The following is a 23,306-nucleotide window of genomic DNA, read 5'->3' on the forward strand; positions in this document are numbered from 1 at the left end:
CAGCGGTCTTTGCGCGCAGGAATCCGAATCGGCGCACAACCGAATGAATGGAGAAGGTAGAGAGGCTATGCCCACCATCAACCAGCTCGTCCGCAAGTCCCGCAAGGCGGCGATCAAGCGGAAAAAGACCCGAGCCTTGCAGGCTTGCCCGCAGCGTCGCGGCGTCTGCACCCGTGTCTATACCACCACGCCCAAGAAGCCCAACTCCGCTCTGCGGAAGGTCGCCCGCGTGCGCCTGACCAACGGGTATGAAGTCACCGCCTACATTCCTGGCGAGGGGCACAACCTGCAGGAGCACTCGGTGGTCATGATCCGCGGCGGCCGCGTCAAGGACTTGCCCGGCGTCCGTTTTCACATCATTCGCGGCACCCTTGACACCGCCGGCGTCAACGACCGTCGCCAGGGCCGTTCCAAGTACGGCGCCAAGCGGCCCAAGTAGTTCATTCTCGGGAGTAGGAGGGAAGACGTCACATGCCCCGTAAAGGACCCGTCCCCAAGAGGGAACATCTGCCTGATCCCAAGTACCGCAGCGTGCTTGCCGCCCGTTTTATCAATAGGATGATGCGCGACGGCAAGAAGGGCACTGCGGAACGGATTTTCTACAGCAGCCTGGATGCTCTGGCTGAAAAGACCTCGGAAGAGCCCATCAAGGCCTTCGAGAAGGCCCTGGATAACGTCAAGCCCTACGTCGAGGTCAAGTCCCGGCGCGTGGGCGGCGCCACGTACCAGGTGCCGGTCGAGGTTCGCCATGACCGCCAGGTCACTCTGGCCATCCGCTGGCTGGTTCTCTACGCCCGCAACCGCAATGAAAAAGGCATGACCGACAAGCTCTCCAACGAGCTGCTGGACGCCTACAACAATCGCGGCGGCGCGGTGAAGAAGAAAGAAGACACCCATCGCATGGCCGAGGCCAACAAGGCCTTCGCGCACTACCGCTGGTAGGGGAGATCATCGTGGCTCGAGTAGTTCCCATTCCGAAGCAGCGCAACATCGGCATCATGGCCCACATCGACGCGGGCAAGACGACGACGACCGAGCGCATCCTCTTCTACACGGGTGTCTCCCACAAGATCGGCGAGGTGCACGACGGCGAGGCCGTGATGGACTGGATGTCGCAGGAGCAGGAGCGCGGCATCACCATTACTTCCGCCGCGACCACCTGCTTCTGGCGCGACCACCGCGTCAATATCATCGACACCCCGGGCCACGTTGACTTCACCATGGAAGTCGAGCGCGCCCTGCGCGTCCTCGACGGCGCCGTGGCCGTGTTCGACGCCGTGGCCGGCGTGCAACCCCAGTCCGAGACGGTCTGGCGCCAGGCCGACCGCTACGGCGTCCCGCGCATCGCCTTCATCAACAAGATGGACCGCGTCGGCGCCGATTTCTTCCGCGCCACCCAGACTCTCAAGGACCGTCTGGGCGCCAAGCCGGTGGTTCTGCAAATTCCCATCGGCAAGGAAGACGAGTTCAAGGGTGTCGTCGACCTCATCGAGGGCAAGGCCATCTTCTTCGACGAGCAGACCCTGGGCGCCAACACCACCTATGAGCCCATCCCCGAGGACCTCCAGGAGCAGTTCAACGAACTGCGCCAGGAGATGGTCGAGGCCATCGCCGAAGAGGATGAGGACCTCATGGAGAAGTACCTGGGCGGCGAGGAGTTGACCCCCGACGAAATCCGTCGCGGCATCAAGCTGGCCGTTCTCAACCTATCCATCTCCCCGGTGATGTGCGGCTCCGCTTTCAAGAACAAGGGCGTGCAGCCCCTCCTGGACGCGGTGGTGGACTACCTGCCCTCTCCCGACGAGGTCCGTGCCATCCGCGGCGAGGACGTGGACTCCGGCGAGGCCGTCATCTGCGAGTGTGACGACGACAAGCCGCTGGCTGCCCTGGCCTTCAAGCTGATGACCGACCCCTTCGTCGGCCACCTGACCTTCCTGCGCATCTACTCCGGGCACGTTGAGCAGGGCATGACCGTGCACAACGCCACCTCCGGCCGGAAGGAGCGTCTCGGCCGCCTGCTGAAGATGCACTCCAACAAGCGCGAGGAGATCAAGTGGGCGGGCGCTGGCGACATCGTCGCCGCCGTGGGCCTGAAGACCACCTCCACCGGCGATACCCTCTGCGACTCTAAGAACCTGGTTCGCCTTGAGTCCATGGAGATCCCCGAGTCGGTTATCGAGGTCGCCATCGAGCCCAAGTCCAAGGCTGACCGCGACCAGCTCTCCGAGGCGCTGACCAAGCTGGCCAAGGAGGATCCCTCTTTCCGCGTCAAGTCCGACGAGGAGACAGGCCAGACCCTCATCGCCGGCATGGGCGAGCTGCACCTGGAGATCATCGTCGACCGCCTGCTGCGCGAGTTCAAGGTCAATGCCAACGTGGGCGCCCCCCGGGTGGCCTACCGCGAGACCATCTCCAAGCAGGTGGAGATCGACCACAAGCACGCCAAGCAGACAGGCGGCCGCGGCCAGTACGGCCATGTGGTCATCACCGTGGAGCCCAACCCCGAGGGCGGTTACGAGTTCAGCGACGAGATCAAGGGCGGCGTCATCCCCAAGGAGTACATCCCCTCCGTGGACAAAGGCATCCAGGACGCCCTCAAAGCCGGCATCATCGCCGGCTACCCGGTGGTGGACCTCAAGGTCAAACTGACCTTCGGTTCCTACCATGAGGTCGACTCCTCGGAGCAAGCCTTCTACATAGCCGGTTCCCAGGCAATCAAGGAAGCGGTCCGCAAGGCCAACCCGGTGCTGATGGAACCCATCATGGCCGTCGAGGCCGTCACCCCCGAGGAGTACCTGGGCGACGTCATGGGCGACCTCAACGGCCGCCGTGGCAAGGTTCAAGGCATGGACGCCCAGGGCGGTTCGCAGGTGGTCAACGCCCACGTGCCGCTGTCCGAGATGTTCGGATACGCCACCGACCTGCGCTCCAAGACTCAGGGCCGGGCCACCTTCACCATGCAATTCGATCACTATGAACGCGTCCCCCAGAGCCTGGCGGACGAAATCATCAAGCAATAGGGGAGACGAACCATGGGCAAAGCCAAATTCGAGCGCAATAAGCCGCACGTAAACATCGGCACCGTCGGGCACATCGACCACGGCAAGACCACGCTGACCGCGGCCATCACCAAGACCCTGGCCGCCAAGGGCTGGTCCGAATTCGTGGCCTTCGACCAGATCGACAAGGCCCCGGAAGAGAAAGAGCGCGGCATCACCATCGCCACGGCGCACGTGGAGTACGAGACGCCCAACCGTCACTACGCCCACGTGGACTGCCCCGGGCACGCCGACTACATCAAGAACATGATCACTGGCGCCGCCCAGATGGACGGCTGCATCCTGGTCGTGGCCGCCACCGACGGCCCCATGCCGCAGACCCGCGAGCACATCCTGCTCGCCCGCCAGGTCGGCGTCCCCGCCGTCGTCGTTTTCCTGAACAAGTGCGACATGGTGGATGACGAGGAGCTGCTGGAGCTGGTGGAGCTGGAAGTCCGCGAGCTGCTGACCGGCTACGAGTTCCCTGGCGACGACACCCCGGTTGTGCGCGGCTCCGCGCTGAAGGCGCTGGAGAGCGACGATCCGGAGTCCGACGACTGCAAGCCCATCATCGAGTTGATGGAAGCCTGCGACGACTTCATTCCCGAGCCGCAGCGCGACATCGACAAGCCTTTCCTGATGCCCATCGAGGACGTCTTCTCCATCTCCGGCCGCGGCACCGTGGTCACCGGCCGCGTCGAGCGCGGCGTGATCAAGGTGGGCGAGGAGATCGAGATCGTGGGCATGAAGGACACGATGAAGACCACCTGCACCGGCGTCGAGATGTTCCGCAAGATTCTCGACCAGGGCCAGGCGGGCGACAACGTGGGCGTGCTGCTTCGCGGCGTGAAGCGCGAGGACGTGGAGCGCGGCCAGGTGCTGGCCCGTCCCAAGACGATCACGCCGCACAAGAAGTTCAAGGCCGAGGTGTACGTCCTGAACAAGGAAGAGGGCGGCCGCCACACGCCGTTCTTCTCGGGCTACCGTCCGCAGTTCTACTTCCGCACCACCGACGTCACCGGCGTGGTGACGCTGGAAGAGGGCGTGGAAATGGTCATGCCCGGCGACAACGCCACCTTCCTGGTGGAGCTGATCGCGCCCATCGCCATGGAGCCCGGCCTGCGCTTCGCCATCCGCGAGGGCGGCCGCACCGTGGGCGCCGGCGTGGTCTCCGAGATCGAGGAGTAAATCATGGCCACCATGACCAGCGATCGCATTCGCATCAAACTGAAGGCGTACGACTACCGCATTCTCGACAAGGCGGTGGCCGAGATCGTGGATACGGCGCGCAATACCGGTGCCGCCCTGGCCGGGCCCATCCCGCTGCCGACCAATATCCACAAGACCACGGTCCAGAAGAGCGTGCACGTGGACAAGAAGTCGCGCGAGCAGTTCGAGCAGCGTGTTCACAAGCGCCTGCTGGACATCCTCGAGCCCACCCAGCAGACCGTGGACGCGCTTGGCAAGCTGTCCCTGCCCGCCGGCGTGGACGTGGAAATCAAACTGTAGAGAGGGCGTCATGGCCAAGAATATCGGAATCCTGGGCCGCAAGGTGGGCATGACCCGCATTTTCTCCGAGGACGGCACCATCACCCCCGTGACCGTCCTGGAGGCGGGACCCTGCCCGGTGGTCCAGATCAAGACCGCCGACAAGGACGGTTACACCGCGCTGCAGGTGGGGCATGGCGAGGTCGCCGAGCGCAAGCTCAACAAGCCCGGCAAGGGGCACCAGGCCAAGGCTGGCCAGGGCTTCTTCCGAGACCTGCGCGAGTTCCGTTTCGACGGGGCTTCGGAGTACGAGGTGGGCAGCGAGTTGACCGTGGAGATGTTCAAGCCCGGCGAGCGGGTCAAAGTGACCGGCACCAGCAAGGGCAAGGGCTTCCAGGGCGTCATGAAGCGCCATAACTTCGCTGGCTCCCGCGCCTCCCACGGCGCCGAGAAGGTGCACCGCGCTCCCGGAGCCGTGGGTCACTGCACCTTCCCCTCCAAGATCTTCAAGAACAAGAAGATGCCGGGGCACATGGGCGACCGCAAGGTGACATACAAGAACCTGGAGATCGTGGACGTGCGCCCCGAGGACAATGTCATCCTCGTCAAGGGCCAGGTGCCCGGCGCCAAGGGCGGACTCGTCATGGTCCGCAAGCAGGACTAGGTGAGCGACAATGGCTACCGTGAAAATAGTCGACCAGACCAACGCCGAGGTGGGCAGCCTCGATCTCGCTCCCGAAGTGTTCGGGGTTGAGGTCAAGCCCGAGATCCTCAACCTGGTGGTGCGCGCCCAGCGCAACGCCGCCCGGGCTGGCACCCACAAGACCAAGGGCCGCTCCGAGGTCTCCGGCGGCGGACGCAAGCCGTGGCGCCAGAAAGGTACGGGCCGCGCCCGTGCGGGCACCATTCGCTCCCCCCTGTGGCGGGGCGGTGGCACCACCTTCGGGCCCACCCCGCGCAGCTACGAGATCAAGGTCAACAAGAAGGTGCGTTCACTGGCCCTGAAGATGGCCCTTTCCACCCGCGCCGCCGACGATCGCCTGACCGTGGTGGACAAGCTGGAGCTGCCCGAGGCCAAGACCAAGCATTTCGCCGAAATTATCGGCAAGCTGGGACTGAAAAAGGCCTTGATTGTTGTCGAGGGCGCTGATAATACTCTCGCTCTTTCGGCCCGGAATCTGCCTCACGTGAAATTGCTCGAGGCGGAAAAGCTCAATGTTTATGATGTTCTGAAGTACCCCCAGCTGGTGGTGGTCAAGGACGCCGTGAACAGCCTCGAGGAAAGGTTGAAGTAAAATGGACTACACGCAGATTTTGCTCAAACCGGTCATCTCCGAGAAGGCCACCATGGTCAAGGAGGACGGCAACCAGGTCGTCTTCTACGTCCATGACAGCGCCAACAAGATCGAGATCAAGAAGGCCGTCGAGCAGGCCTTCAAGGTCAGGGTCGAGAAGGTCACTGTCACGCGCAAAAAGCCCGGTGTGCGGTCCCGTTGGGGCCGCCCGGTGGGCAAGGTCTCCGGCCACAAGAAGGCCTACGTCACGCTGGCCGCCGGCGACAAGATCGAGTTCTTCGAGGGAGTGTAGCACCATGGCAGTTCGCAAGCTCAAACCCACCTCGCCCGGCCGGCGCTTCCAGACGGTCTCCGACTACGCGGAGATCACCCGGACGCAGCCCGAGAAGTCCCTCACCGAGGGGCTGACCAAGAAGAGCGGCCGCAACAACAACGGACGGCTCACCTCCCGGCGGCGCGGGGGCGGTCACAAGCGGCTCTACCGGATCATCGATTTCAAGCGGAACAAGCTTGAGGTGCCCGCCAAGGTGGCCACCATCGAATATGATCCCAACCGTTCCGCCCGCATTGCCCTGCTGCACTACGCCGACGGCGAGAAGCGCTACATCCTGGCGCCCGTGGGCATGAAGGTGGGCGACTCCGTGCTGGCCGGCGAAAAGGCCGACATCAAGCCCGGCAACGCCATGGTCCTGGGGCGCATCCCCACCGGCACCATCGTGCACAACATTGAACTGCACCCCGGCCGCGGGGGCCAGTTCTGCCGTGCCGCCGGCACCTACGCCCAGCTGGTCGCCAAGGAGGGCAAATACGCCCTGCTGCGCCTGCCCTCCGGCGAGATCCGCAACGTGCTGGCCACCTGCACCGCCACCGTCGGCCAGGTCGGCAACATCCAGCACGAGAACATTTCCCTGGGCAAGGCCGGCAGGAACCGCTGGAAGGGCCGCCGTCCCCAGGTCCGCGGCGTGGCAATGAACCCCATCGATCACCCTCTGGGCGGCGGCGAGGGCCGGTCCTCGGGCGGAAGGCACCCCTGTTCTCCGTGGGGCGCTCCGGCCAAGGGCTACAAGACTCGCGATCCCAACAAGCCCTCGTCCAAGCTGATCGTCAAGCGCCGCGGCAAGTAAGAGGAGGAAGCCATGCCCAGGTCGCTGAAGAAAGGTCCCTTTGTGGACGACCACCTTCTCAAGAAGGTGCAGAAAGCATCCGAGACGTCGGACCACCGCGTCATCAAGACGTGGTCCAGGCGCTCCACCGTCATACCCGAAATGGTCGGCATGACCTTCGCCGTGCACAACGGCAAGAAATTCGTGCCTGTGTTCGTCACCGAGAACATGGTCGGCCACAAGCTGGGCGAGTTCTCGCTCACCAGGACCTACCACGGCCATGCCGCCGACAAAAAGAGCAAGGCCAAGCGGTAAGGAGCGCATGAACCATGGAAGCTAGAGCAGTCGCCAAATTCATTCGCGTCTCGCCTCGCAAGACGCGGCTTGTGGCCGACAATATCAAGGGCCTGCCGGTTGAGGACGCCCTGAACATGCTGCGCTTCACTCCCAAGAAGCCGGCCAAGGTTCTCTCCAAGGTTCTGCATTCGGCCGTTTCCAACGCCGAGCAGCTCCCCGGCGTGGACGTTGACTCCCTGTTCGTGAAGCACGTCCAGATCAACGAAGGCCCCACCTGGAAACGGATTATGCCCCGGGCCATGGGCCGGGCCTACCGCATCCGCAAAAGGACCAGCCACATCACCGTGGTTGTCGACGAGAGCTAAGGGGACGTCATGGGTCAAAAGGTACATCCCTACGGCTTCCGCCTGGGGTACAACAAAAATTGGCTTTCTCGCTGGTTCGCCAGCAAGGACTATCCGGCCAACGTCATGGAAGATGACAAGATCCGGAAGTTCACCAAAAAGCAGCTCTATCACGCGGGCATTTCCCGCATCGAGATCGAGCGCGCCGGTGGCAAGGTTCGCATTATCATCCACACCGCCCGTCCCGGCATCGTCATCGGCCGCAAGGGCGTGGAGATCGAGAAGGTCCGCGAGAGCCTGCGGCGGAAGTTCCAGAAGGAATTCAACATCGAGGTGGTTGAGATTCGCCGCCCCGAGACGGACGCCCAACTGGTCGCCGAGAACGTGGCCAATCAGTTGGAACGCCGCGTGGCATTCCGCCGCGCCATGAAGCGGACCGTGGGCATTTCCCGCAAGTTCGGCGCCGAGGGCATCAAGATTTCCTGCGCCGGCCGCCTGGCCGGGGCCGAGATCGCCCGCACCGAGTGGTACCGCGACGGCCGTGTGCCCCTGCACACCCTGCGCGCCGACCTGGACTACGGCTACGCCGAAGCCAGGACCACCTACGGCATCATCGGCGTCAAGGTGTGGATATTCAAGGGTGAGATTCTCGACGAGGTGGAACAGTAATGCTGGCTCCCAAGAAGATCAAATTCCGCAAGCGGCAGAAAGGCAGGCTGCGCGGCAAGGCCCAGCGCGGGACCTCTGTGTCCTTCGGTGAGTTCGGCCTCAAGGCCGTCTCGCACGGCAAGATCACCGCGCAGCAGATCGAGGCCGCCCGTATCGCCATCACCCGCCATGTCAAGCGCGGCGGCAAGGTCTGGATTCGCATCTTTCCCGACCAGCCCATCACGGCCAAGCCCGCCGAGGTCCGCCAGGGCAAGGGCAAGGGCGCTCCCGTGGGCTGGGTAGCCCCGGTGAAGCCCGGCCGGGTGATGTACGAACTGGCCGGCGTTGACCCGGAACTGGCGCGCGAGGCGCTGACCCGCGCTGCCCACAAGCTGCCGGTGAAGACGACCATCGTGTTCAAGGAGGGCCTGTAATGGATACCAAGGCTGTCCGCGATCTGGATGAAAAGGCGCTGGCCGGAAAGCTGGGCGAGTACCGCCAGGAGCTGTTCAACCTCCGCTTCCAGCACGCCACCGCCCAGCTGGAGAACACCCAGCGGTTGAAGGCGGTTCGCAAGAATATCGCCCGCATCCTGACCGTGATGAACGAGCGTAAGAGGGGATAGCCCAATGGCCGAGAGCGCAAAGAGCAACAAGCGGGTCCTGACCGGCATCGTGGTCAGCGACAAGGCTGACAAGACCATCGTGGTCAACGTCCAGACCTTGATCCAGCATCCGCTGTTCAAGAAGTACATCCGCCGCCGGAAGAAGTTCATGGCGCATGATCCGAGCAATGAGTGCGGCGTCGGCGACAAGGTGCAGATCATCGAATCGCGGCCTCTTTCCGCCCGCAAGCGGTGGCATCTGCTGCAAGTTTTGGAAAAGGCTGTCTAAGGCAAGGATTAGAACAATGATCCAGGTTCAGACCCAGCTCGACGTGGCCGACAACTCCGGCGCCAAGAAGGTGATGTGCCTTAAGGTGTTGGGCGGCTCCAAGCGTCGCTACGCCTCGGTGGGCGACATCGTCATGGTGTCGGTCAAGGAGGCCATGCCCAACGCCAAGGTCAAAAAGGGCGAAGTCCTGCGCGCCGTTATCGTGCGCACACGCAAGGAGATCGGCCGGCCGGACGGGACGTACATCAAGTTCGACACCAACTCGGCCGTCATCCTCTCCAAGCAGAACGAGCCCGTCGGGACCCGCATCTTTGGCCCCGTGGCCCGCGAACTGCGGCAGCGCAATTTCATGAAGATCGTCTCGCTGGCGCCCGAGGTCCTGTAAGGAGGAGCCATGGAAGCCAAGAATTATCGCGTCCGCAAGGACGACAAGGTCCAGGTCATAGCCGGCAAGGACAAGGGCAAGGTCGGCAAGGTGCTCCGCGTCCTCAAGAAGAAGGACCGGGTGCTGGTGGAGAAGGTGAACATGGTCAAGCGCCACACCAAGGGCAATCCCTACACCGGCCAGCAGGGCGGCATTCAGGAGAAAGAGGCTCCGCTTCATATCTCCAACGTGGCCGTCATTTGCGACTCGTGCACCAATCCGACCCGCGTCGGCTACCGCTACACCGAAGACGGTGACAAAGTGCGGTACTGCAAGAAGTGCAACGAAATCATCAAGGCGGGATAAGCTCATGAGCCGGCTTGCAAACGTCTACAAAGAAAAGGTCGCTCCCGAGCTCGCCAAGGAGTTCGGCTACGAGTCGACCATGCAGATTCCCCATATCAAGTCCGTGTCGTTGAACATCGGACTGGGAGAGGCTGCGCAGAACCACAAGTTGATCGAGGAAGCCGTTACGGAGTTGACCAACATCTCTGGTCAGAAGGCGGTCATCACCCGGGCCAAAAAGTCCATCGCCGCCTTCAAGCTGCGCGAGGGAATGCCCATCGGCTGCCGCGTGACCCTGCGCCGCGAACGCATGTGGGACTTCATCGACAGGCTGTTCAACTTCGCTCTGCCCCGCGTGCGCGACTTCCGCGGCGTCAAGGACCGAGGCTTCGACGGCCGCGGCAACTTCACCATGGGCGTGCGCGACCACAGCATCTTTCCCGAGATCGACATCGACAAGGTCGAAAGGCCCAAGGGCATGAACATCACCTTCGTCACGTCCGCCACGACGGACAAGGAATCCAAGAGCCTGCTGACCATGCTCGGCATGCCCTTCAAGAAGTAAGGAGACGATTTCCATGGCCCGTAAAGCACTCAGGGAGAAGGCCGCCCGCAAGCCCAAGTTCTCCAGCCGTGGCTACAATCGCTGCCCCCGCTGCGGACGTTCCAGGGCGTTCCTCAGGAGATACGGCATCTGCCGCGTCTGTTTCCGTCAGATGGCTCTTCGCGGCGAACTGCCCGGGGTCCGGAAGTCGAGCTGGTAAGAAGGAGAACGACCATGCCTGTGACTGATCCCGTCGCCGACATGTTGGCGCGCCTCAGAAATGGCCACCAGGCCCTGCACGCCGACGTCGAGATTCCCCTCTCCCGGATGAAGGCCGACTTGGCCCGCATCCTCAAGGAGGAGGGGTTCGTCGAGGACTACAAAGTCGGCGAATACACCATTTCCATCAAGTTGAAGTATGTTGACGGACGCCCGCTCATCGCCGGTGCCCGCAAGGTTTCCACGCCGGGCCGCCGTGTCTACGTGGGAGTCAACGAAATCCCCCGTGTCCGCAACGGGTTGGGCATTTGCGTGCTCTCCACCTCCCGGGGCGTCATGGAAGGCAGCCGCGCTTCCTCCGAGAATGTGGGCGGCGAGCTGCTCTGCGAAATCTGGTAGCCTAGGATAGGAAACGATTATGTCCAGAATCGGCAAACTTCCCATCACGCTGCCCCAGGGCGTCGAGGTCTCCATCGGATCGGAGGCGGTCGAGGTGAAGGGCCCCAAGGGTACCCTCTCCACGCCGCTGCACGAGAAGATCGCGGTCGAGATGGCCGACGGCTCCGTGACCCTGAGCCGTCGCGACGAATCCCGCACCGCCCGCGAGCAGCACGGCCTGCGCCGCACTCTGCTGGCCAACTGCGTGGAAGGCGTGAGCAAGGGCTTCACCAAGGAGCTCGAGGTCATAGGCGTGGGCTACAAGGTCCAGGTCCAGGGCCAGACCGTGGTCCTGAGCGTCGGGTACTCCCACCCGGTCAACTTCCCTCTGCCCCAGGGCGTCGAAGCCAAGGTGGACGGGGCCAAGCTGACGCTGTCGGGCATCGACAAGGAGCTCGTCGGCGAGTTGGCCGCCAAGATCCGCCGGGTGCGTCCGCCCGAACCGTTCAAGGGCAAGGGCATCAAATACGTGGACGAGCAGGTCCGCCGCAAGGCCGGCAAGTCCGGCGGCAAGTAGGCCAGGAGACCGAGATGAAGCTTACCAACGAACAGCGCCGGAAGCGCCGCAAACAGCGCATCCGCAAGAAGATTTTCGGCACGGCCGAACGGCCCCGCATGGTGGTCTTTCGCTCCAACCGGCACATCTACACCCAGCTGGTGGACGATCAGAACGGCCGCACCATTGTCTCCGCCTCCACCCTCTCCATGGCCAAGGCCGGCGAGTCCGTGAAGCTGGACAAGGATGCCGCGGTCAAGGTGGGCAAGGACGTGGCGGAGAAGGCCAAGGCCAACTCCATCAGCCAGGTGGTCTTCGACCGCAACGGCTACAAGTACCACGGCCGCGTCAAGGCGCTGGCCGACAGCGCCCGCGAGGCGGGACTCGAATTCTAAGGAAGAGGCAACATGGCCGAGACCAACGATTCCGGACAGATTGAGAAGATCGTCTACCTCAACCGCGTGGCCAAAGTGGTCAAGGGCGGCCGGCGCTTCAGCTTCTCCGCCCTCGTGGTCGTGGGCGACGGCAATGGCAAGGTCGGTGTGGGCCTGGGCAAGGCCAATGAAGTGCCCGAGGCCATCCGCAAGGCTTCCGAGCGCGCTCGCAAGGACATGATCAGTGTGCCCGTTCTCGACGGCACCCTGCCGTACGAGGTTCTGGGCCGCTTCGGCTCCGCGAGGGTGGTGCTCAAGCCGGCCAGCAAGGGTACCGGCATCATTGCCGGCGGCCCCGTCCGCGCCGTCATGGAAGCCGCCGGTGTCAACGACATCCTGACCAAGGCCATCGGCACCAACAATCCCCACAACGTGCTCAAGGCGGCCATCGCCGGCCTGGCGGACATCGACAGTGCCGAAGATATCAGCCGCCTGCGCGGCAAGGCTCTGAGCACCCCGCGCAAGTAGCAGGAGAAGCCAATGAAGGTCGTTCTCAAGAAGAGCCTCATCGGCTCGACGCCTAAGCAGCGGAAGATCGTCAAATCCCTGGGCCTGCGGAAGATCCGCCAGGTCAAGGAACTTCCCGACAACGACGCCGTGCGGGGCATGGTCAAGAAGGTCGCGCACCTGGTGGAGGTCAGCGAATAATGCAACTGCACGAACTGTATCCCTTCCCGGAAGAACGGAAGACCCGCAAGCGGCTCGGCCGCGGACGTGGTTCCGGCCTGGGCAAGACCTCCGGCAAGGGCCACAAGGGGCAGAACGCCCGCTCCGGCGGCGGCGTGCCCGCCGGTTTCGAGGGCGGCCAGATGCCTTTGCAGCGCCGCCTGCCCAAGCACGGGTTCAAGAATCCTTTCCGCACGGTCTACGAGGTTGTCAATCTCGACGACTTGGCCAGGGTCTTTCCCGAGGGCGGCGAGATCGGGTTGGACGAGTTGTATGGCAAGGGCCTGTGCCGCAAGAACAAGCCCGTGAAGGTGCTTTCCCGCGGCGATGCCCCCAAGGGGCTCAAGGTCCAGGCCCATCGCTTCAGCAAGCAGGCCAAGGCCAAGATCGAAGAGGCCGGTGGCGAGGCGCGTCCCATCGAACCCGTCCAACAGGACTCCAAAGAAGGGTAGGCATCCGTGGCCCTGGGCGTTGAAAATATCGGTAAGCTGCCGGAACTGCGCAAGAAGCTCTTCTGGACTTTTGTGCTGCTGGCCTTCTACAGGGTGGGCATCCACATCCCGGTACCTGGGGTGGACACCGCCGCCCTGGCGGAGTTCTTCGAGAGCGCTTCCAACACCCTCTTCGGACTCTTCGACATGTTCTCCGGCGGGGGACTGTCGCGTGTGTCCATCTTCGCCCTGGGCATCATGCCCTACATCTCCGCCTCCATTATCATCCAGCTGCTCACAGTGGTCAGCCCGGAGCTGGCCAAGTTGCAGAAGGAAGAAGGGCAGGAGGGCCGCAAGAAGATAACCCAGTACACACGCTACGGCACAGTGCTCATCACCATTGTCCAGGGCATGGGCATTGCGGTGGGGCTGGAGTCCATGACGTCGCCTACGGGCACGCCGGTTGTGTTGGAGCCGGGGTGGGGATTCAGGCTGATGACGGTTCTGACCCTGACCACTGGTACAACCATGATCATGTGGATCGGCGAGCAGATCTCAGAGAAGGGATTAGGGAACGGCATCTCCCTGATCATCTTCGCGGGCATCGTGGCCTCGCTTCCCACAGCCATCATGAACACGTTCCGCCTGGTGGGCGCGGGCGAAATGAGCGTCTTCCTGCTTATCTTCCTCACTGCCCTGATGGTGGCTGTGCTGGTGTTCATCGTCTTTATGGAGCGGGCGCAGCGCCGCATTCCCATCCAATACGCCAAGCGGCAGATGGGGCGGCGCATGTACGGGGGGCAGTCCACCCACCTGCCATTGCGGGTGAACACGGCCGGCGTCATTCCGCCCATCTTCGCCTCGTCCATCCTGATGTTCCCGGCGACCATCGCCAACTTCTCTGACGTGGCCTGGCTGCAGACCTTTTCGCAGTACATGACGCCGACCTCCATACTGTACAACGTCATTTTCGTGGGACTGATCGTCTTCTTCTGCTACTTCTACACGGCGATCATCTTTGATCCGGACCAGATATCCGAGAATTTGAAGAAGTCGGGCGGGTTTATCCCCGGTATCCGTCCCGGGGCCAAGACCAAGGAATACATCGACAAGGTGCTGGCGCGCATCACCCTGTGGGGCGCCATCTACATCTCCGCCATCTGCGTCCTGCCCATGCTCTTCATCGCCGAGTTTGACGTGCCTTTCTACTTCGGCGGCACGTCCCTGCTCATCGTCGTAGGTGTTGCCATGGACTTCATGGGCAAGTTGGAAAGCCATCTCATCTCGCGGCAGTATGAGGGGTTGATGGAGAAGACTGGCCGGGTCCGCAAGCGGTAAGGGCGGACGAGGTGAAGAAGTTCCGCGGCATCTTCATCAAGAACGCCACTGAAATCGAGACCATGCGTGGGGCCAACGCCATCGTTGCCTCCATCCTGGACGCCATCCAGGACGCGGTCTCACCCGGCGTTCAAACGATGCTCTTTGAAGAGATCGCCCAGCGGTTGTGCAGGGAACACGGTGTCAAGCCCGCGTTTCAGGGCTATCACGGTTTTCCCTATGCCATCTGCTGCTCGGTGAACGAGGAGATCGTCCACGGTTTTCCTTCCCAGCGTCAACTCGAGGAAGGGGACATTGTCAGTGTGGACGTCGGTGTGGTCTACAACGGGTTTGTGGGAGACGCGGCCAGGACCTTTACAGTCGGACGTGTTTCTGATAAAGCCAACGCCCTTCTCGACGTCACCAGAGAGTCCCTCATGCGTGGCATCGAGCAGGTCAAGCCGGGGAATTCACTCCACGACATATCCCGAGCCGTCCAGGAATACGTGGAAGGCAGGGGGTACAGCGTGGTGCGGCGGTTCGTCGGTCACGGCATCGGCAGGGCAATGCACGAAAAGCCCGAGGTGCCCAATTTCGTGCCTGCGAGCGGCACAAATGTTCCGCTCAAGGCGGGGATGGTGTTGGCCATCGAACCGATGGTCACTACCGGCTCGCCAGAGGTCAAGGTCTTGGAGGACAACTGGACCGCCGTTACCAAGGACGGCAGCCTTTCCGCCCATTTCGAGCATTCCGTGGCGGTGACGGCCAAGGGTCCCGACATATTAAGCCTGAGCCCGCGGGCAGGCTGACACCCGCGAGGAGATGGAGAGAAGCTCATGAAAGTGAGACCGTCCGTGAAAAAAATGTGCCCCAAGTGCAAGATCATCAAACGGCATGGCGTCGTGCGCGTCATCTGTGCAAACCCCAGGCACAAGCAGCGCCAGGGTTAAGCGAGGTTTACCGTGGCTCGTATCGCAGGCGTCGAACTTCCCCGGAACAAGCGGTTGGACATTGCGCTGACCTACATCTATGGCATCGGCCGCACCACGGCCCTGTCCATCTGCGACGCCACCGGCGTCGAATGGACCAAGAATACGGATGAGCTCTCCAGCGAAGAGGTCAACACCTTGCGCCGTGAGATCGAAAACAACCACAAGGTTGAGGGCGATCTGCGCCGTGAGACGTCCCAGAACATCAAGCGACTGATGGAAATCGGTTGCTATCGCGGCCTGCGTCACCGCCGCGGACTTCCCGTGCGTGGCCAGTCCACACACGCCAACGCCCGCACCCGCAAGGGACCTCGTCCCTCCGTGGTTGGCCGCAAGAAGAAGGGCAAATAAGGGAATTTCACCCCCAATCCATTCGGAGCAGGAAGATCATGGCCAAACCGCGCCGCGCTACCAAGCGTAAGGAAAAAAAGAACATACCTTCCGGCATCGCCCACGTGAAGGCGACTTTCAACAACACCATCATTACCTTCACGGACATGAAGGGGAACGTGGTCTCCTGGGCCTCGGCCGGCGGGTCCGGCTTCAAGGGGTCCCGCAAGTCCACCCCCTTCGCCGCGCAGGTTGCAGCCGAGTCTGCGGCCCGCCGCGCTCAGGAAAACGGCATGCGCACAGTGGGCATCCTGGTCAAGGGCCCCGGGTCCGGCCGCGAAGCCGCCATGCGCGCCATCAACAACGCCGGATTCAAGGTGTCCTTCATCCGCGACATCACCCCCATTCCGCATAACGGCTGCCGTCCGCCCAAGCGCCGGCGCGTCTAAGCCAAGAGGAGGACCGCGACGTGGCTCGCTACACCGGACCTAAATGCCGCATCTGCCGCCGCGAGGCCGGCAAGCTCTTTTTGAAGGGCGACCGTTGCTACACTGACAAGTGCGCCTACGAGCGCCGTCCCTATCCCCCGGGACAGCAGGGACGCCGCCGCTCCAAGCTGAGCGACTACGCCCTGATGCTGCGAGAGAAGCAGAAGGTGCGCCGCATGTACGGCGTGCTCGAGGACCAGTTCCGCATGTACTTCAAGGAAGCCGAACGCCGCCGCGGCGTCACCGGCGCCAACCTGCTGGCCATTCTGGAGCAGCGGCTGGACAATGTCGTCTACCGCATGGGGTTCGCCAACTCCCGCGACCAGGCCCGCCAGCTGGTCCGCCACGGCATCTTTACCGTCAATGGCCACAAGGCCAACATCCCGTCCATGCAGATCAAGCCCGGCGACGAGGTGGTTGTCAGCGAATCCTCTCGCAAGACCCCGGTCATCCAGGAGGCCCAGCAGGTCATCGCCCGCCGCGGCTGCCCCGACTGGGTGGAGGTTGACGGCGACAACTTCAAGGGCACTGTCAAGGCCACCCCGCAGCGGGAAGACATCACCTTCCCCATCAACGAGCAGCTGATCGTCGAGCTCTACTCCAAGTAAGGGGAGCGTATGCTGATTCAGCAAGGCAACAAGCTCATTAATACGCGTAACTGGTCCGAGCTGGTGAAGCCGGAGCAGATCGTCAAGGACGCCAAGTCCAGCGAAACCTACGGCAAGTTCGTTTGCGAGCCGTTGGAGCGCGGTTTCGGCACCACCATCGGCAATGCCCTGCGCCGTGTGCTGCTGTCCTCTCTGCAGGGCGCGGCCATCACCTCCGCTCGTATCGAAGGGGTGCAGCACGAGTTCACCACCATCGAAGGGGTTATCGAGGACGTCACCGACATCATCCTCAACCTCAAGCAGGTGCGCCTGGCCATGTCCACTGAAGAGCCCCAGACCCTGGTGCTCGAAGCGGACAAGAAGGGCGATGTGACCGCCGCGGCCATCAAGGAAAACCAGAACGTCACCATCCTCAACCCCGACCAGCACATCGCCACCCTCTCCGAGGACGTGCAATTCCACGTCACCCTGGAAGTACGCATGGGCAAGGGGTACGTGCCCGCGGAGATGCACGAGGATACCGGCGACATCGGCCTGATTCCCATGGATGCCTCCTTCGCCCCGGTGAAGAAGGTGGCCTATGCCGTGGAGCAGGCCCGCGTCGGCCAGATGACCAACTATGACAAGCTCATTCTCGAGGTCTGGACCGACGGCTCCCTCTCTCCGGAGGACTCCATCGCCTACTCGGCCAAGATTCTCAAGGAACAGCTCTCCATCTTCATCAACTTCGACGAACAGACTTCCGAAGAGGACGCCTCCTCCGGGGCTTCGTCCGACGAGGAGAACGCCAACCTCTTCAAGTCCATCGATGAACTGGAGTTGTCCGTTCGGGCTACCAACTGCCTTAAAAGCGCCAACATCCGCACTGTGGGCGAGCTGGTTCAGCGCACCGAAAACGAGATGCTCAAGACCAAGAACTTTGGCCGCAAGTCGCTTGAAGAGATCCGTCGCGTTCTGGACGAGCTGGACCTCGACTTCGGCATGAAGATCGATAACTTCGAGGAAAAGTACCAGGACTGGCTGAAGAGGAAGGAAAAGGATGAGGCATAGACGAGCCGGCAAAAAATTCGGCATGAAGCCGTCGCACCGCAAGTCCATGTTCCGCAGCATGGCGCGGTCGCTGTTGACCCACGAGCGCATCCGGACCACCGAGACCAAGGCCAAGGAGCTGCGGAGAGTGGTGGACAACCTGGTCACTCTGGCCCTTCGCAATGACCTGCACGCCCGTCGTCAGGCCTACAAGGTGCTTGAGAACCACCAACTGGTCCAGAAGCTCTTTGACGAAATCGGCCCCCGTTTCCAGGGCGTACCCGGCGGCTTTACCCGCGTGGTCAAGCTGGGTGATCCCCGCCGTGGCGACAACGCTCCCATGGCCGTCATCGAACTGAGCGTACAGGCCGGTCAGGAGGCTCCCACTCCCACGCCCAAGAAGAAGGCAAAGGAAGAGTCAAAGCCTGCCGCCGCGAAAGCCGAGCCCAAGGCCGAGGAGCCCGCTTCCGAGGAGCCCGCCGCAGGAGAGACCGTCGCCGAGGCGGAGGAGGCCCCTGCCGAGGAAACCTCCACCGAAGAGGCTCCCGTCGAGGAAGCCCCGGCCGGGGAAGAGAAGAAGGCTGAATAGTTTGTACTGATATCGGATTCCAGGGCGGGCCCAACCAGGGCCCGCCTTTTTTTTTGTCTTTTCCTATCGATGGATTCGATGTATTGAATCGGGCATGGATATGCGACGCCTGGAAGCTTTCCGCATGGTCTACGAACTAGGCAGCTTCTCCCGCGCCGGGGAGCGGCTGCATCTTTCCCAGCCAACAATTAGCGCCCACATCGCCAGCCTGGAGGAAGAGCTGGGCACAAGGCTGTTTGACAGGCTGGGCCGCACCATCTCGCCCACCCAGGCCGGGACCATTCTCCATGCTCACGCCGCCGAGGCCTTCCAGAGTCTTGAGGCGGCCAGGGCCGAGATTGCCGCTCTCACTGGAGAGGTGTCAGGCGAACTGTCCGTGGGCGCCAGCACAATCCCGGCCACCTACATCCTGCCTGCGCCGTTGGCGGGATTCGTTCGCGCTCACCCCGGGGTGCGGTTGCATATGGAGAACGGCGACAGCTCCCACGTCGCCCGAATGGTCGAGGATGGGCGGCTTGACTGCGGCGTGGTGGGCGCGGAGCCAGCGGAAAGGGATCTTTTGTCGGATCTTCTCCTGGAGGACGAAACGGTTGTCGTGGCGGCTCATGACTTTCCCTGCGGCGAGGAGATCGACCCAGCGGATATGGCCGATCTGCCCTGGGTCATGCGGGAACGCGGTTCGGCCACCCGTTCGGCTCTTGAGGCACTGCTGGCCTCGCGGGGGCTGGATCATTCCAAATTGACCGCAACCGCCACGGTGGGGACCACGCAAGCCATGTTGCGGCTCGTTTCCGAGGGACTGGGTGTTTCCACCACCTCGCGCGCGGTGGTGGAGCGGGACGGGCCCAGCCTCGGCGTGCGGGCCGTGTACTTGCGCGGCTTTCGCGAGCCTCGCCGTTTTTGGTTCATCCGGCATGCCAAACGGCACGCCCTGCCTGTCACGTTGGCTTTTCAGGAATATTTGCAAACACGGATGTCCGCGCCATGAAGAACGAGCCCTACACCCTGGTGGACAAGGTCAAGGCCGCCGGTTGAGCCGCCAAGATACCTCCGGGGGACCTGGAGGCCATCCTGGCGGAACTCGGCGTGTCGTCAGACCCGCGCCTGCTGGCCGGAGCCGAGCACAACGAGGACGCGTCCGTGGTCGCCCTGCCGGGTGGCGGCGGGCTGGTGCAGACCGTCGACTTCTTCACCCCCGTGGTCAACAACGCATACCAGTTCGGCCGCATCGCCGCGGCCAACGCCCTGTCCGACGTTTACGCCATGGGTGGAACGCCGCTTTCGGCCATGAACATCGTCTGCTTCCCCATCAAGACCGCCCCCCGCCACGTGTTGTCCGATATGCTCCGAGGCGGCCGGGACGTGATTCTGCAAGCGGGCGCGGTGCTGGCCGGCGGGCATTCCGTGGAGGATGACGAGATTAAATACGGCCTGGCGGTTTCCGGGCTGGTCGATCCGGATTCCATGGCCACCAACGACGGCCTCCGGCCGGGCGACGCACTGGTGCTTACCAAGCCCATTGGCACCGGTGTGCTGGCCACCGGGCTCAAGGCCAATTGGGAAGGCGCCGACCGCTTCGCCGAAACGCTGCATGCGTGGTGCTCCCGGCTCAACACAGCCGGTCCGAAACTGGTTGCCGAATGCGGCGTGCGCGGCATGACCGACGTGACGGGCTTTGGCCTGGGCGGGCATCTGCTGGAGATGGCGCAGGGTTCCGGAGTGTCCGTCCTGCTGCGGGCGGGGGATGTTCCTGTGTTCGATGAAGCGCTTGAACTGGTGGGCATGGGGTTATTGCCGGCGGGCTCCCACGCCAATCGCGATTTCTGTTCCTCGGTTGTCCAGGTGGATGAGAGCGTTGATGCTCCGCTCCGGGACCTGCTCTTCGACGCCCAGACATCTGGCGGGTTGCTGTTCGGCGTCCCCTCGGACCGTCTGGCTGAAACGCGGGCCAGGATGCGGGAGTGGGGCGAGCCGTGCTGGGTGATCGGCCAGGTGGCCGAGGCCAAAAGCCTGCCCGCCGTGCTGACAATCCGCTGAAGCGGTTGCGCCGATTCAAACCGCCACGAGGCGCGCCCGGCTAAGCCGCTTCCGCCTCTTCCCGGACTTCCGCCGCCACGGCCAATTCTTCTGCCGAAAAGACGCGGTCGATGTCCAGCAGCAAAATGAACTCCTCGCCCATTTTGCCCATGCCCAGGATGAAGTCCGTGCGAATGGCCGCGCCCATTTTGGGGGGCGGGTCGATGGCCTCGTCCGGAATGTCCACCACTTCGCGCACCGAGTCGGCCAGGGCCCCCAGGACCACCTGCTGCCCCTCCATGTCCACCTCCACGATGATGATGCAGGTGTTGACCGTGTCCTCGGCTGGCTCCAGCCCGAATTTGCGCCGCAGGTCCATGACCGGCACGGCGTGTCCGCGCAGGTTGATGACCCCGCGCATGAACTCCGGTGTGCGCGGAATGCGGGTGATGTCGGTCAGTTCCAGCACCTCCCGCACGGTGGAGATGTCCAGCCCGAAGCCTTCCTGGTCCAGGGTGAAGGTGAGGTATTGTCCGCTACTATCCATTGCGCCCTCCTCGAAAGCGGAGCGTCCGGCCGATTCGCCGCGAGTCATGGTCCGGTCCGGCCCGAATGTTTGAATTAGTATTCAGGAGGGCCGGGTGGAGCGCAATTATTTTCCGCTTGAATTCAGGCGGACAACCGGGCTGAAGCGAAGGCCCTGGCCTCGTTCCGCAGGGATTCCACGTCGTAGCCGTGGTAGATGTGCAATCTGGCTGAGCCCATGAGCATGGCGAAGAGAATGTGGGCGGCATCGTCGCCGCAATCGGGCTTGATGGATCCATCTTCCGCTCCGCGCCGCAGTGCGTCCTCGATCAATTGCATATGCCGGTCGTGCAGCAGGCGCAAGTCGGCGTTGGGGAAGGCGTCCACGTCCAGGGTGTCAAATGCGGTGTTGCGCAGCAGCACGCGGTATTCGCCGCGGTGGTCGCGAAGAAAGTCAAAGAAGGCGTCCATGAGGCACTCCACGGTACGCAGGCCGTTGGTTCCGGCCTCGCAGGCGGAAAGGGACTGCTTGTACAGCGAATAGAGCACCCGCCAGGTGACGATGAAGAGCAGGTTTTCCTTGTTCTTGAAGTGGTAAATGATCGTTCCGCCGGCCACACCGGCGCGTTTGGCGATTTCCGAAACGGGGGTGTGCTCGTACCCTTGTTCCGCGAAGAGGTGCTCGGCCGCCTCGACGATCTTGGAGATTTTTCCCATGTGTGGTCCGCTGAATGGTGGTTCGATTAGTAAAGTCAGAATATTGCCAAGCACGCCCCGTGTCAACGGGCGCGGACGCGGATGGATGTTGTTTCGCCCCTTTCAAGGGCTGGGAAAAATGAACGGAGTTGTAAATAAACGGGGCGGGCGGCGCCGCCGCCCGCCCCGGGGATGGCGGTATCGCGGTGTCAGATGTCCAGGCCGTAGCTGGATACCAGGGTTTCCACGCGGCGGCGGGAGGCGGCCAGCCGTTCGCGCAGCTCCTTCTGGTAGGCGGGCAGGTCCAGTTGCTTGCGGGCCACGCCGGTGTCCATGGCCGCTTTGGCCACGGCGGTGGAGACGAACTCGATGACGCGCAGGTCAAGGGGCTTGGGAATGATGTAGTCCACCCCGAACTCCATGCGGTCCACGCCGTAGGCCTGCTTGACGTAGTCCGGCACCGGCTCCTTGGCCAGGTCGGCCAGGGCCTGGGCCGCGGCCACTTTCATCTCCTCGTTGATGGCCGTGGACTGGGCGTCCAGCGCGCCCCGGAAGATGAAGGGGAAGCCCAGGACGTTGTTGACCTGGTTGGGGAAGTCGGACCGGCCGGTGGCCATGATGGCGTCGGGGCGCGCTTCCTTGGCGTCGTCGTAGGTGATTTCCGGGTCGGGGTTGGCGCAGGCGAAGATGATGGGGTTGTCCGACATGGCCTTGACCATGTCCTGGGTGACCAGCCCGCCCATGGAGAGACCCAGGAAGCAGTCCGCGCCCTTGAAGGCCTCCTCCAGGGAGCCGATGGCCTGTTCCTGGGCGTAGGCCCGTTTGTATTCGTTGAGGTCGTCGCGGCCCTGGTGCAGGTGGCCGCGGGAGTCGAACATGCGGATGTTCTCGCGCTTGACGCCCAGGGACTCGTAGAACCGGGTGCAGGCGATGGCTCCCGCTCCGGCTCCGGAGACCACGACGACGAGGTCTTCGGCCTTCTTGCCGGCGATTTCAAGGGCATTGATGAGCCCGGCGCCGGAGATGATGGCCGTGCCGTGCTGATCGTCGTGAAAGACGGGGATGTCCATCTCCCGCTTCAGGGTCTCCTCGATGCGGAAGCACTCCGGAGCCTTGATGTCCTCAAGGTTGATGCCGCCAAAGGTGGGCTCCAGGGCCTTGACCATCTCGATGAGCTTGTCCGGGTCGGTGACGGCAAGGTTGATGTCATAGACGTCCACGTCCGCGAATACCTTGAAGAGGACGCCCTTGCCTTCCATGACCGGCTTGCCCGCGGCCGCGCCGATGTTTCCCAGCCCCAGCACGGCGGTGCCGTTGGATACCACGGCCACCAGGTTGCCCCTGGCCGTGTATTCGAAGGAAAGCTCCTGGTCCTTGGCGATCTCTTTGCAGGCCAGGGCCACGCCGGGGGTGTAGGCCATGGAGAGGTGCTTCTGGGTGTGGCAGGGCTTGGTGGGCACCACCTCCACCTTTCCCTTGCGGCCAAGGGCGTGATAGTCCAGCGCCTCCTGCGGCGTGAAGAGTGCCATGCATCAACCTCCTTGCTGTAGCGGGGTAAAAACGGTTCGTCACGCTATATGACCCCCCCGGGGAAGTAAAGACCGCCAAAGGCCTCCCCCCCTTGCCCCGAGGCCCCTCCTGGTCCATACTCGTCGATGGGATCGGCCAAACCCTTT

38 protein-coding genes are annotated in these 23,306 nt (G+C 62.9%); 35 read left to right on the plus strand and 3 right to left on the minus strand.

Going from position 1 to position 23,306, the window contains the following annotated elements:
- Nucleotides 1-67 precede the first annotated feature (67 nt).
- From rpsL to selD, 35 genes are all read left to right on the plus strand, one after another.
- Nucleotides 68-439 carry a 30S ribosomal protein S12 gene (gene rpsL / locus N911_RS0102330; RefSeq protein WP_029893968.1) on the plus strand — a complete coding sequence of 124 codons (372 nt, stop codon included), beginning with the start codon at nt 68-70 and terminating at the stop codon, nt 437-439.
- 32 nt (nt 440-471) lie between these two features.
- Nucleotides 472-942, plus strand: a complete 471-nt coding sequence (gene rpsG / locus N911_RS0102335) for a 30S ribosomal protein S7 (protein WP_029893970.1) — start codon at nt 472-474, stop codon at nt 940-942.
- Nucleotides 943-953: 11 nt separating this feature from the next.
- Nucleotides 954-3,020: an elongation factor G gene (gene fusA / locus N911_RS0102340; protein ID WP_029893973.1), complete on the plus strand. Its 2,067-nt coding sequence runs from the start codon at nt 954-956 to the stop codon at nt 3,018-3,020.
- Between the two features lie 12 nt (nt 3,021-3,032).
- A complete protein-coding gene (gene tuf / locus N911_RS0102345; RefSeq protein WP_029893949.1) occupies nt 3,033-4,226 on the plus strand; it encodes an elongation factor Tu in 1,194 nt (397 codons plus the stop codon).
- A gap of 3 nt (nt 4,227-4,229) precedes the next feature.
- Nucleotides 4,230-4,547 carry a 30S ribosomal protein S10 gene (gene rpsJ / locus N911_RS0102350; protein WP_029893974.1) on the plus strand — a complete coding sequence of 106 codons (318 nt, stop codon included), beginning with the start codon at nt 4,230-4,232 and terminating at the stop codon, nt 4,545-4,547.
- Nucleotides 4,548-4,557: 10 nt separating this feature from the next.
- Complete coding sequence (rplC, locus tag N911_RS0102355; protein WP_029893977.1) at nt 4,558-5,190, plus strand: 50S ribosomal protein L3; 633 nt, start codon at nt 4,558-4,560, stop codon at nt 5,188-5,190.
- Nucleotides 5,191-5,200: 10 nt separating this feature from the next.
- On the plus strand, nt 5,201-5,821 hold the full coding sequence (gene rplD / locus N911_RS0102360; protein ID WP_029893979.1) for a 50S ribosomal protein L4: 621 nt from the start codon (nt 5,201-5,203) through the stop codon (nt 5,819-5,821).
- 1 nt (nt 5,822) lies between these two features.
- Nucleotides 5,823-6,113, plus strand: a complete 291-nt coding sequence (gene rplW / locus N911_RS0102365) for a 50S ribosomal protein L23 (protein WP_029893981.1) — start codon at nt 5,823-5,825, stop codon at nt 6,111-6,113.
- A gap of 4 nt (nt 6,114-6,117) precedes the next feature.
- On the plus strand, nt 6,118-6,945 hold the full coding sequence (gene rplB / locus N911_RS0102370) for a 50S ribosomal protein L2 (RefSeq protein WP_029893983.1): 828 nt from the start codon (nt 6,118-6,120) through the stop codon (nt 6,943-6,945).
- A 12-nt stretch (nt 6,946-6,957) separates the two neighbouring features.
- Nucleotides 6,958-7,239 (plus strand): 30S ribosomal protein S19, encoded by a 282-nt coding sequence (rpsS, locus tag N911_RS0102375; RefSeq protein ID WP_029893985.1) that lies wholly within the window; start codon nt 6,958-6,960, stop codon nt 7,237-7,239.
- 14 nt (nt 7,240-7,253) lie between these two features.
- Nucleotides 7,254-7,586, plus strand: a complete 333-nt coding sequence (rplV, locus tag N911_RS0102380; RefSeq protein WP_029893987.1) for a 50S ribosomal protein L22 — start codon at nt 7,254-7,256, stop codon at nt 7,584-7,586.
- A 9-nt stretch (nt 7,587-7,595) separates the two neighbouring features.
- Nucleotides 7,596-8,234, plus strand: a complete 639-nt coding sequence (gene rpsC / locus N911_RS0102385; RefSeq protein ID WP_029893989.1) for a 30S ribosomal protein S3 — start codon at nt 7,596-7,598, stop codon at nt 8,232-8,234.
- A complete protein-coding gene (rplP, locus tag N911_RS0102390; protein WP_029893991.1) occupies nt 8,234-8,647 on the plus strand; it encodes a 50S ribosomal protein L16 in 414 nt (137 codons plus the stop codon). The genes rpsC and rplP overlap by 1 nt, the downstream gene beginning before the upstream one ends.
- Complete coding sequence (rpmC, locus tag N911_RS0102395; protein WP_029893992.1) at nt 8,647-8,838, plus strand: 50S ribosomal protein L29; 192 nt, start codon at nt 8,647-8,649, stop codon at nt 8,836-8,838. The genes rplP and rpmC overlap by 1 nt, the downstream gene beginning before the upstream one ends.
- A 4-nt stretch (nt 8,839-8,842) precedes the next feature.
- Nucleotides 8,843-9,106, plus strand: coding sequence for a 30S ribosomal protein S17 (rpsQ, locus tag N911_RS0102400; RefSeq protein ID WP_029893993.1), 264 nt, complete (start codon nt 8,843-8,845; stop codon nt 9,104-9,106).
- Between the two features lie 16 nt (nt 9,107-9,122).
- Nucleotides 9,123-9,491, plus strand: a complete 369-nt coding sequence (gene rplN / locus N911_RS0102405) for a 50S ribosomal protein L14 (protein WP_029893995.1) — start codon at nt 9,123-9,125, stop codon at nt 9,489-9,491.
- A gap of 9 nt (nt 9,492-9,500) precedes the next feature.
- On the plus strand, nt 9,501-9,836 hold the full coding sequence (gene rplX / locus N911_RS0102410; RefSeq protein ID WP_029893997.1) for a 50S ribosomal protein L24: 336 nt from the start codon (nt 9,501-9,503) through the stop codon (nt 9,834-9,836).
- Between the two features lie 4 nt (nt 9,837-9,840).
- Nucleotides 9,841-10,380, plus strand: coding sequence for a 50S ribosomal protein L5 (gene rplE / locus N911_RS0102415; protein WP_029893999.1), 540 nt, complete (start codon nt 9,841-9,843; stop codon nt 10,378-10,380).
- Between the two features lie 13 nt (nt 10,381-10,393).
- Nucleotides 10,394-10,579, plus strand: coding sequence for a type Z 30S ribosomal protein S14 (locus N911_RS17870; protein ID WP_081859028.1), 186 nt, complete (start codon nt 10,394-10,396; stop codon nt 10,577-10,579).
- 14 nt (nt 10,580-10,593) lie between these two features.
- Nucleotides 10,594-10,977, plus strand: a complete 384-nt coding sequence (gene rpsH, locus N911_RS0102420; protein WP_029894001.1) for a 30S ribosomal protein S8 — start codon at nt 10,594-10,596, stop codon at nt 10,975-10,977.
- 19 nt (nt 10,978-10,996) lie between these two features.
- Nucleotides 10,997-11,533 carry a 50S ribosomal protein L6 gene (rplF, locus tag N911_RS0102425; protein ID WP_029894003.1) on the plus strand — a complete coding sequence of 179 codons (537 nt, stop codon included), beginning with the start codon at nt 10,997-10,999 and terminating at the stop codon, nt 11,531-11,533.
- 14 nt (nt 11,534-11,547) lie between these two features.
- Complete coding sequence (rplR, locus tag N911_RS0102430) at nt 11,548-11,907, plus strand: 50S ribosomal protein L18 (RefSeq protein WP_029894006.1); 360 nt, start codon at nt 11,548-11,550, stop codon at nt 11,905-11,907.
- Nucleotides 11,908-11,919: 12 nt separating this feature from the next.
- Nucleotides 11,920-12,414 (plus strand): 30S ribosomal protein S5, encoded by a 495-nt coding sequence (gene rpsE, locus N911_RS0102435; RefSeq protein ID WP_029894008.1) that lies wholly within the window; start codon nt 11,920-11,922, stop codon nt 12,412-12,414.
- A 12-nt stretch (nt 12,415-12,426) separates the two neighbouring features.
- Entirely contained in the window at nt 12,427-12,594 is a 168-nt protein-coding gene (gene rpmD / locus N911_RS0102440) for a 50S ribosomal protein L30 (RefSeq protein ID WP_029894010.1), read from the plus strand.
- Nucleotides 12,594-13,064 (plus strand): 50S ribosomal protein L15, encoded by a 471-nt coding sequence (rplO, locus tag N911_RS0102445; protein ID WP_029894012.1) that lies wholly within the window; start codon nt 12,594-12,596, stop codon nt 13,062-13,064. The genes rpmD and rplO overlap by 1 nt, the downstream gene beginning before the upstream one ends.
- 6 nt (nt 13,065-13,070) lie before the next feature.
- Nucleotides 13,071-14,381, plus strand: coding sequence for a preprotein translocase subunit SecY (gene secY, locus N911_RS0102450; RefSeq protein ID WP_029894013.1), 1,311 nt, complete (start codon nt 13,071-13,073; stop codon nt 14,379-14,381).
- Between the two features lie 11 nt (nt 14,382-14,392).
- On the plus strand, nt 14,393-15,169 hold the full coding sequence (gene map / locus N911_RS0102455; RefSeq protein WP_029894015.1) for a type I methionyl aminopeptidase: 777 nt from the start codon (nt 14,393-14,395) through the stop codon (nt 15,167-15,169).
- A 27-nt stretch (nt 15,170-15,196) separates the two neighbouring features.
- Nucleotides 15,197-15,310 (plus strand): 50S ribosomal protein L36, encoded by a 114-nt coding sequence (gene rpmJ / locus N911_RS17875; RefSeq protein ID WP_081859029.1) that lies wholly within the window; start codon nt 15,197-15,199, stop codon nt 15,308-15,310.
- A gap of 12 nt (nt 15,311-15,322) precedes the next feature.
- The gene (rpsM, locus tag N911_RS0102460) at nt 15,323-15,700 is read left to right on the plus strand and encodes a 30S ribosomal protein S13 (protein WP_029894016.1); all 378 of its coding nucleotides are present in this window, start codon (nt 15,323-15,325) and stop codon (nt 15,698-15,700) included.
- Nucleotides 15,701-15,738: 38 nt separating this feature from the next.
- Complete coding sequence (rpsK, locus tag N911_RS0102465) at nt 15,739-16,128, plus strand: 30S ribosomal protein S11 (protein WP_029894018.1); 390 nt, start codon at nt 15,739-15,741, stop codon at nt 16,126-16,128.
- A 20-nt stretch (nt 16,129-16,148) separates the two neighbouring features.
- A complete protein-coding gene (gene rpsD, locus N911_RS0102470) occupies nt 16,149-16,775 on the plus strand; it encodes a 30S ribosomal protein S4 (protein ID WP_029894020.1) in 627 nt (208 codons plus the stop codon).
- A gap of 9 nt (nt 16,776-16,784) precedes the next feature.
- Nucleotides 16,785-17,825 carry a DNA-directed RNA polymerase subunit alpha gene (locus N911_RS0102475; RefSeq protein ID WP_029894022.1) on the plus strand — a complete coding sequence of 347 codons (1,041 nt, stop codon included), beginning with the start codon at nt 16,785-16,787 and terminating at the stop codon, nt 17,823-17,825.
- Complete coding sequence (gene rplQ, locus N911_RS0102480; RefSeq protein WP_029894023.1) at nt 17,815-18,393, plus strand: 50S ribosomal protein L17; 579 nt, start codon at nt 17,815-17,817, stop codon at nt 18,391-18,393. Before N911_RS0102475 ends, rplQ begins: the two co-directional genes overlap by 11 nt.
- A gap of 94 nt (nt 18,394-18,487) precedes the next feature.
- Nucleotides 18,488-19,381 carry a LysR family transcriptional regulator gene (locus N911_RS0102485; protein WP_029894024.1) on the plus strand — a complete coding sequence of 298 codons (894 nt, stop codon included), beginning with the start codon at nt 18,488-18,490 and terminating at the stop codon, nt 19,379-19,381.
- A complete protein-coding gene (selD, locus tag N911_RS0102490) occupies nt 19,378-20,430 on the plus strand; it encodes a selenide, water dikinase SelD (protein ID WP_081859030.1) in 1,053 nt (350 codons plus the stop codon). The genes N911_RS0102485 and selD overlap by 4 nt, the downstream gene beginning before the upstream one ends.
- 40 nt (nt 20,431-20,470) lie before the next feature.
- Here selD and N911_RS0102495 read toward each other — a convergent pair whose 3' ends face one another.
- From N911_RS0102495 to N911_RS0102505, 3 genes are all read right to left on the minus strand, one after another.
- Nucleotides 20,471-20,956 carry a chemotaxis protein CheW gene (locus N911_RS0102495; RefSeq protein WP_035104239.1) on the minus strand — a complete coding sequence of 162 codons (486 nt, stop codon included), beginning with the start codon at nt 20,954-20,956 and terminating at the stop codon, nt 20,471-20,473.
- A 122-nt stretch (nt 20,957-21,078) separates the two neighbouring features.
- Nucleotides 21,079-21,651 carry a TetR/AcrR family transcriptional regulator gene (locus tag N911_RS0102500; RefSeq protein WP_029894029.1) on the minus strand — a complete coding sequence of 191 codons (573 nt, stop codon included), beginning with the start codon at nt 21,649-21,651 and terminating at the stop codon, nt 21,079-21,081.
- Between the two features lie 188 nt (nt 21,652-21,839).
- Nucleotides 21,840-23,159 (minus strand): malic enzyme-like NAD(P)-binding protein, encoded by a 1,320-nt coding sequence (locus tag N911_RS0102505; protein WP_029894031.1) that lies wholly within the window; start codon nt 23,157-23,159, stop codon nt 21,840-21,842.
- Between the last annotated feature and the right edge of the window lie 147 nt (nt 23,160-23,306).

The sequence above is a fragment of the Desulfohalovibrio reitneri genome, from assembly GCF_000711295.1.
Classification (GTDB): domain Bacteria; phylum Desulfobacterota; class Desulfovibrionia; order Desulfovibrionales; family Desulfovibrionaceae; genus Desulfohalovibrio; species Desulfohalovibrio reitneri.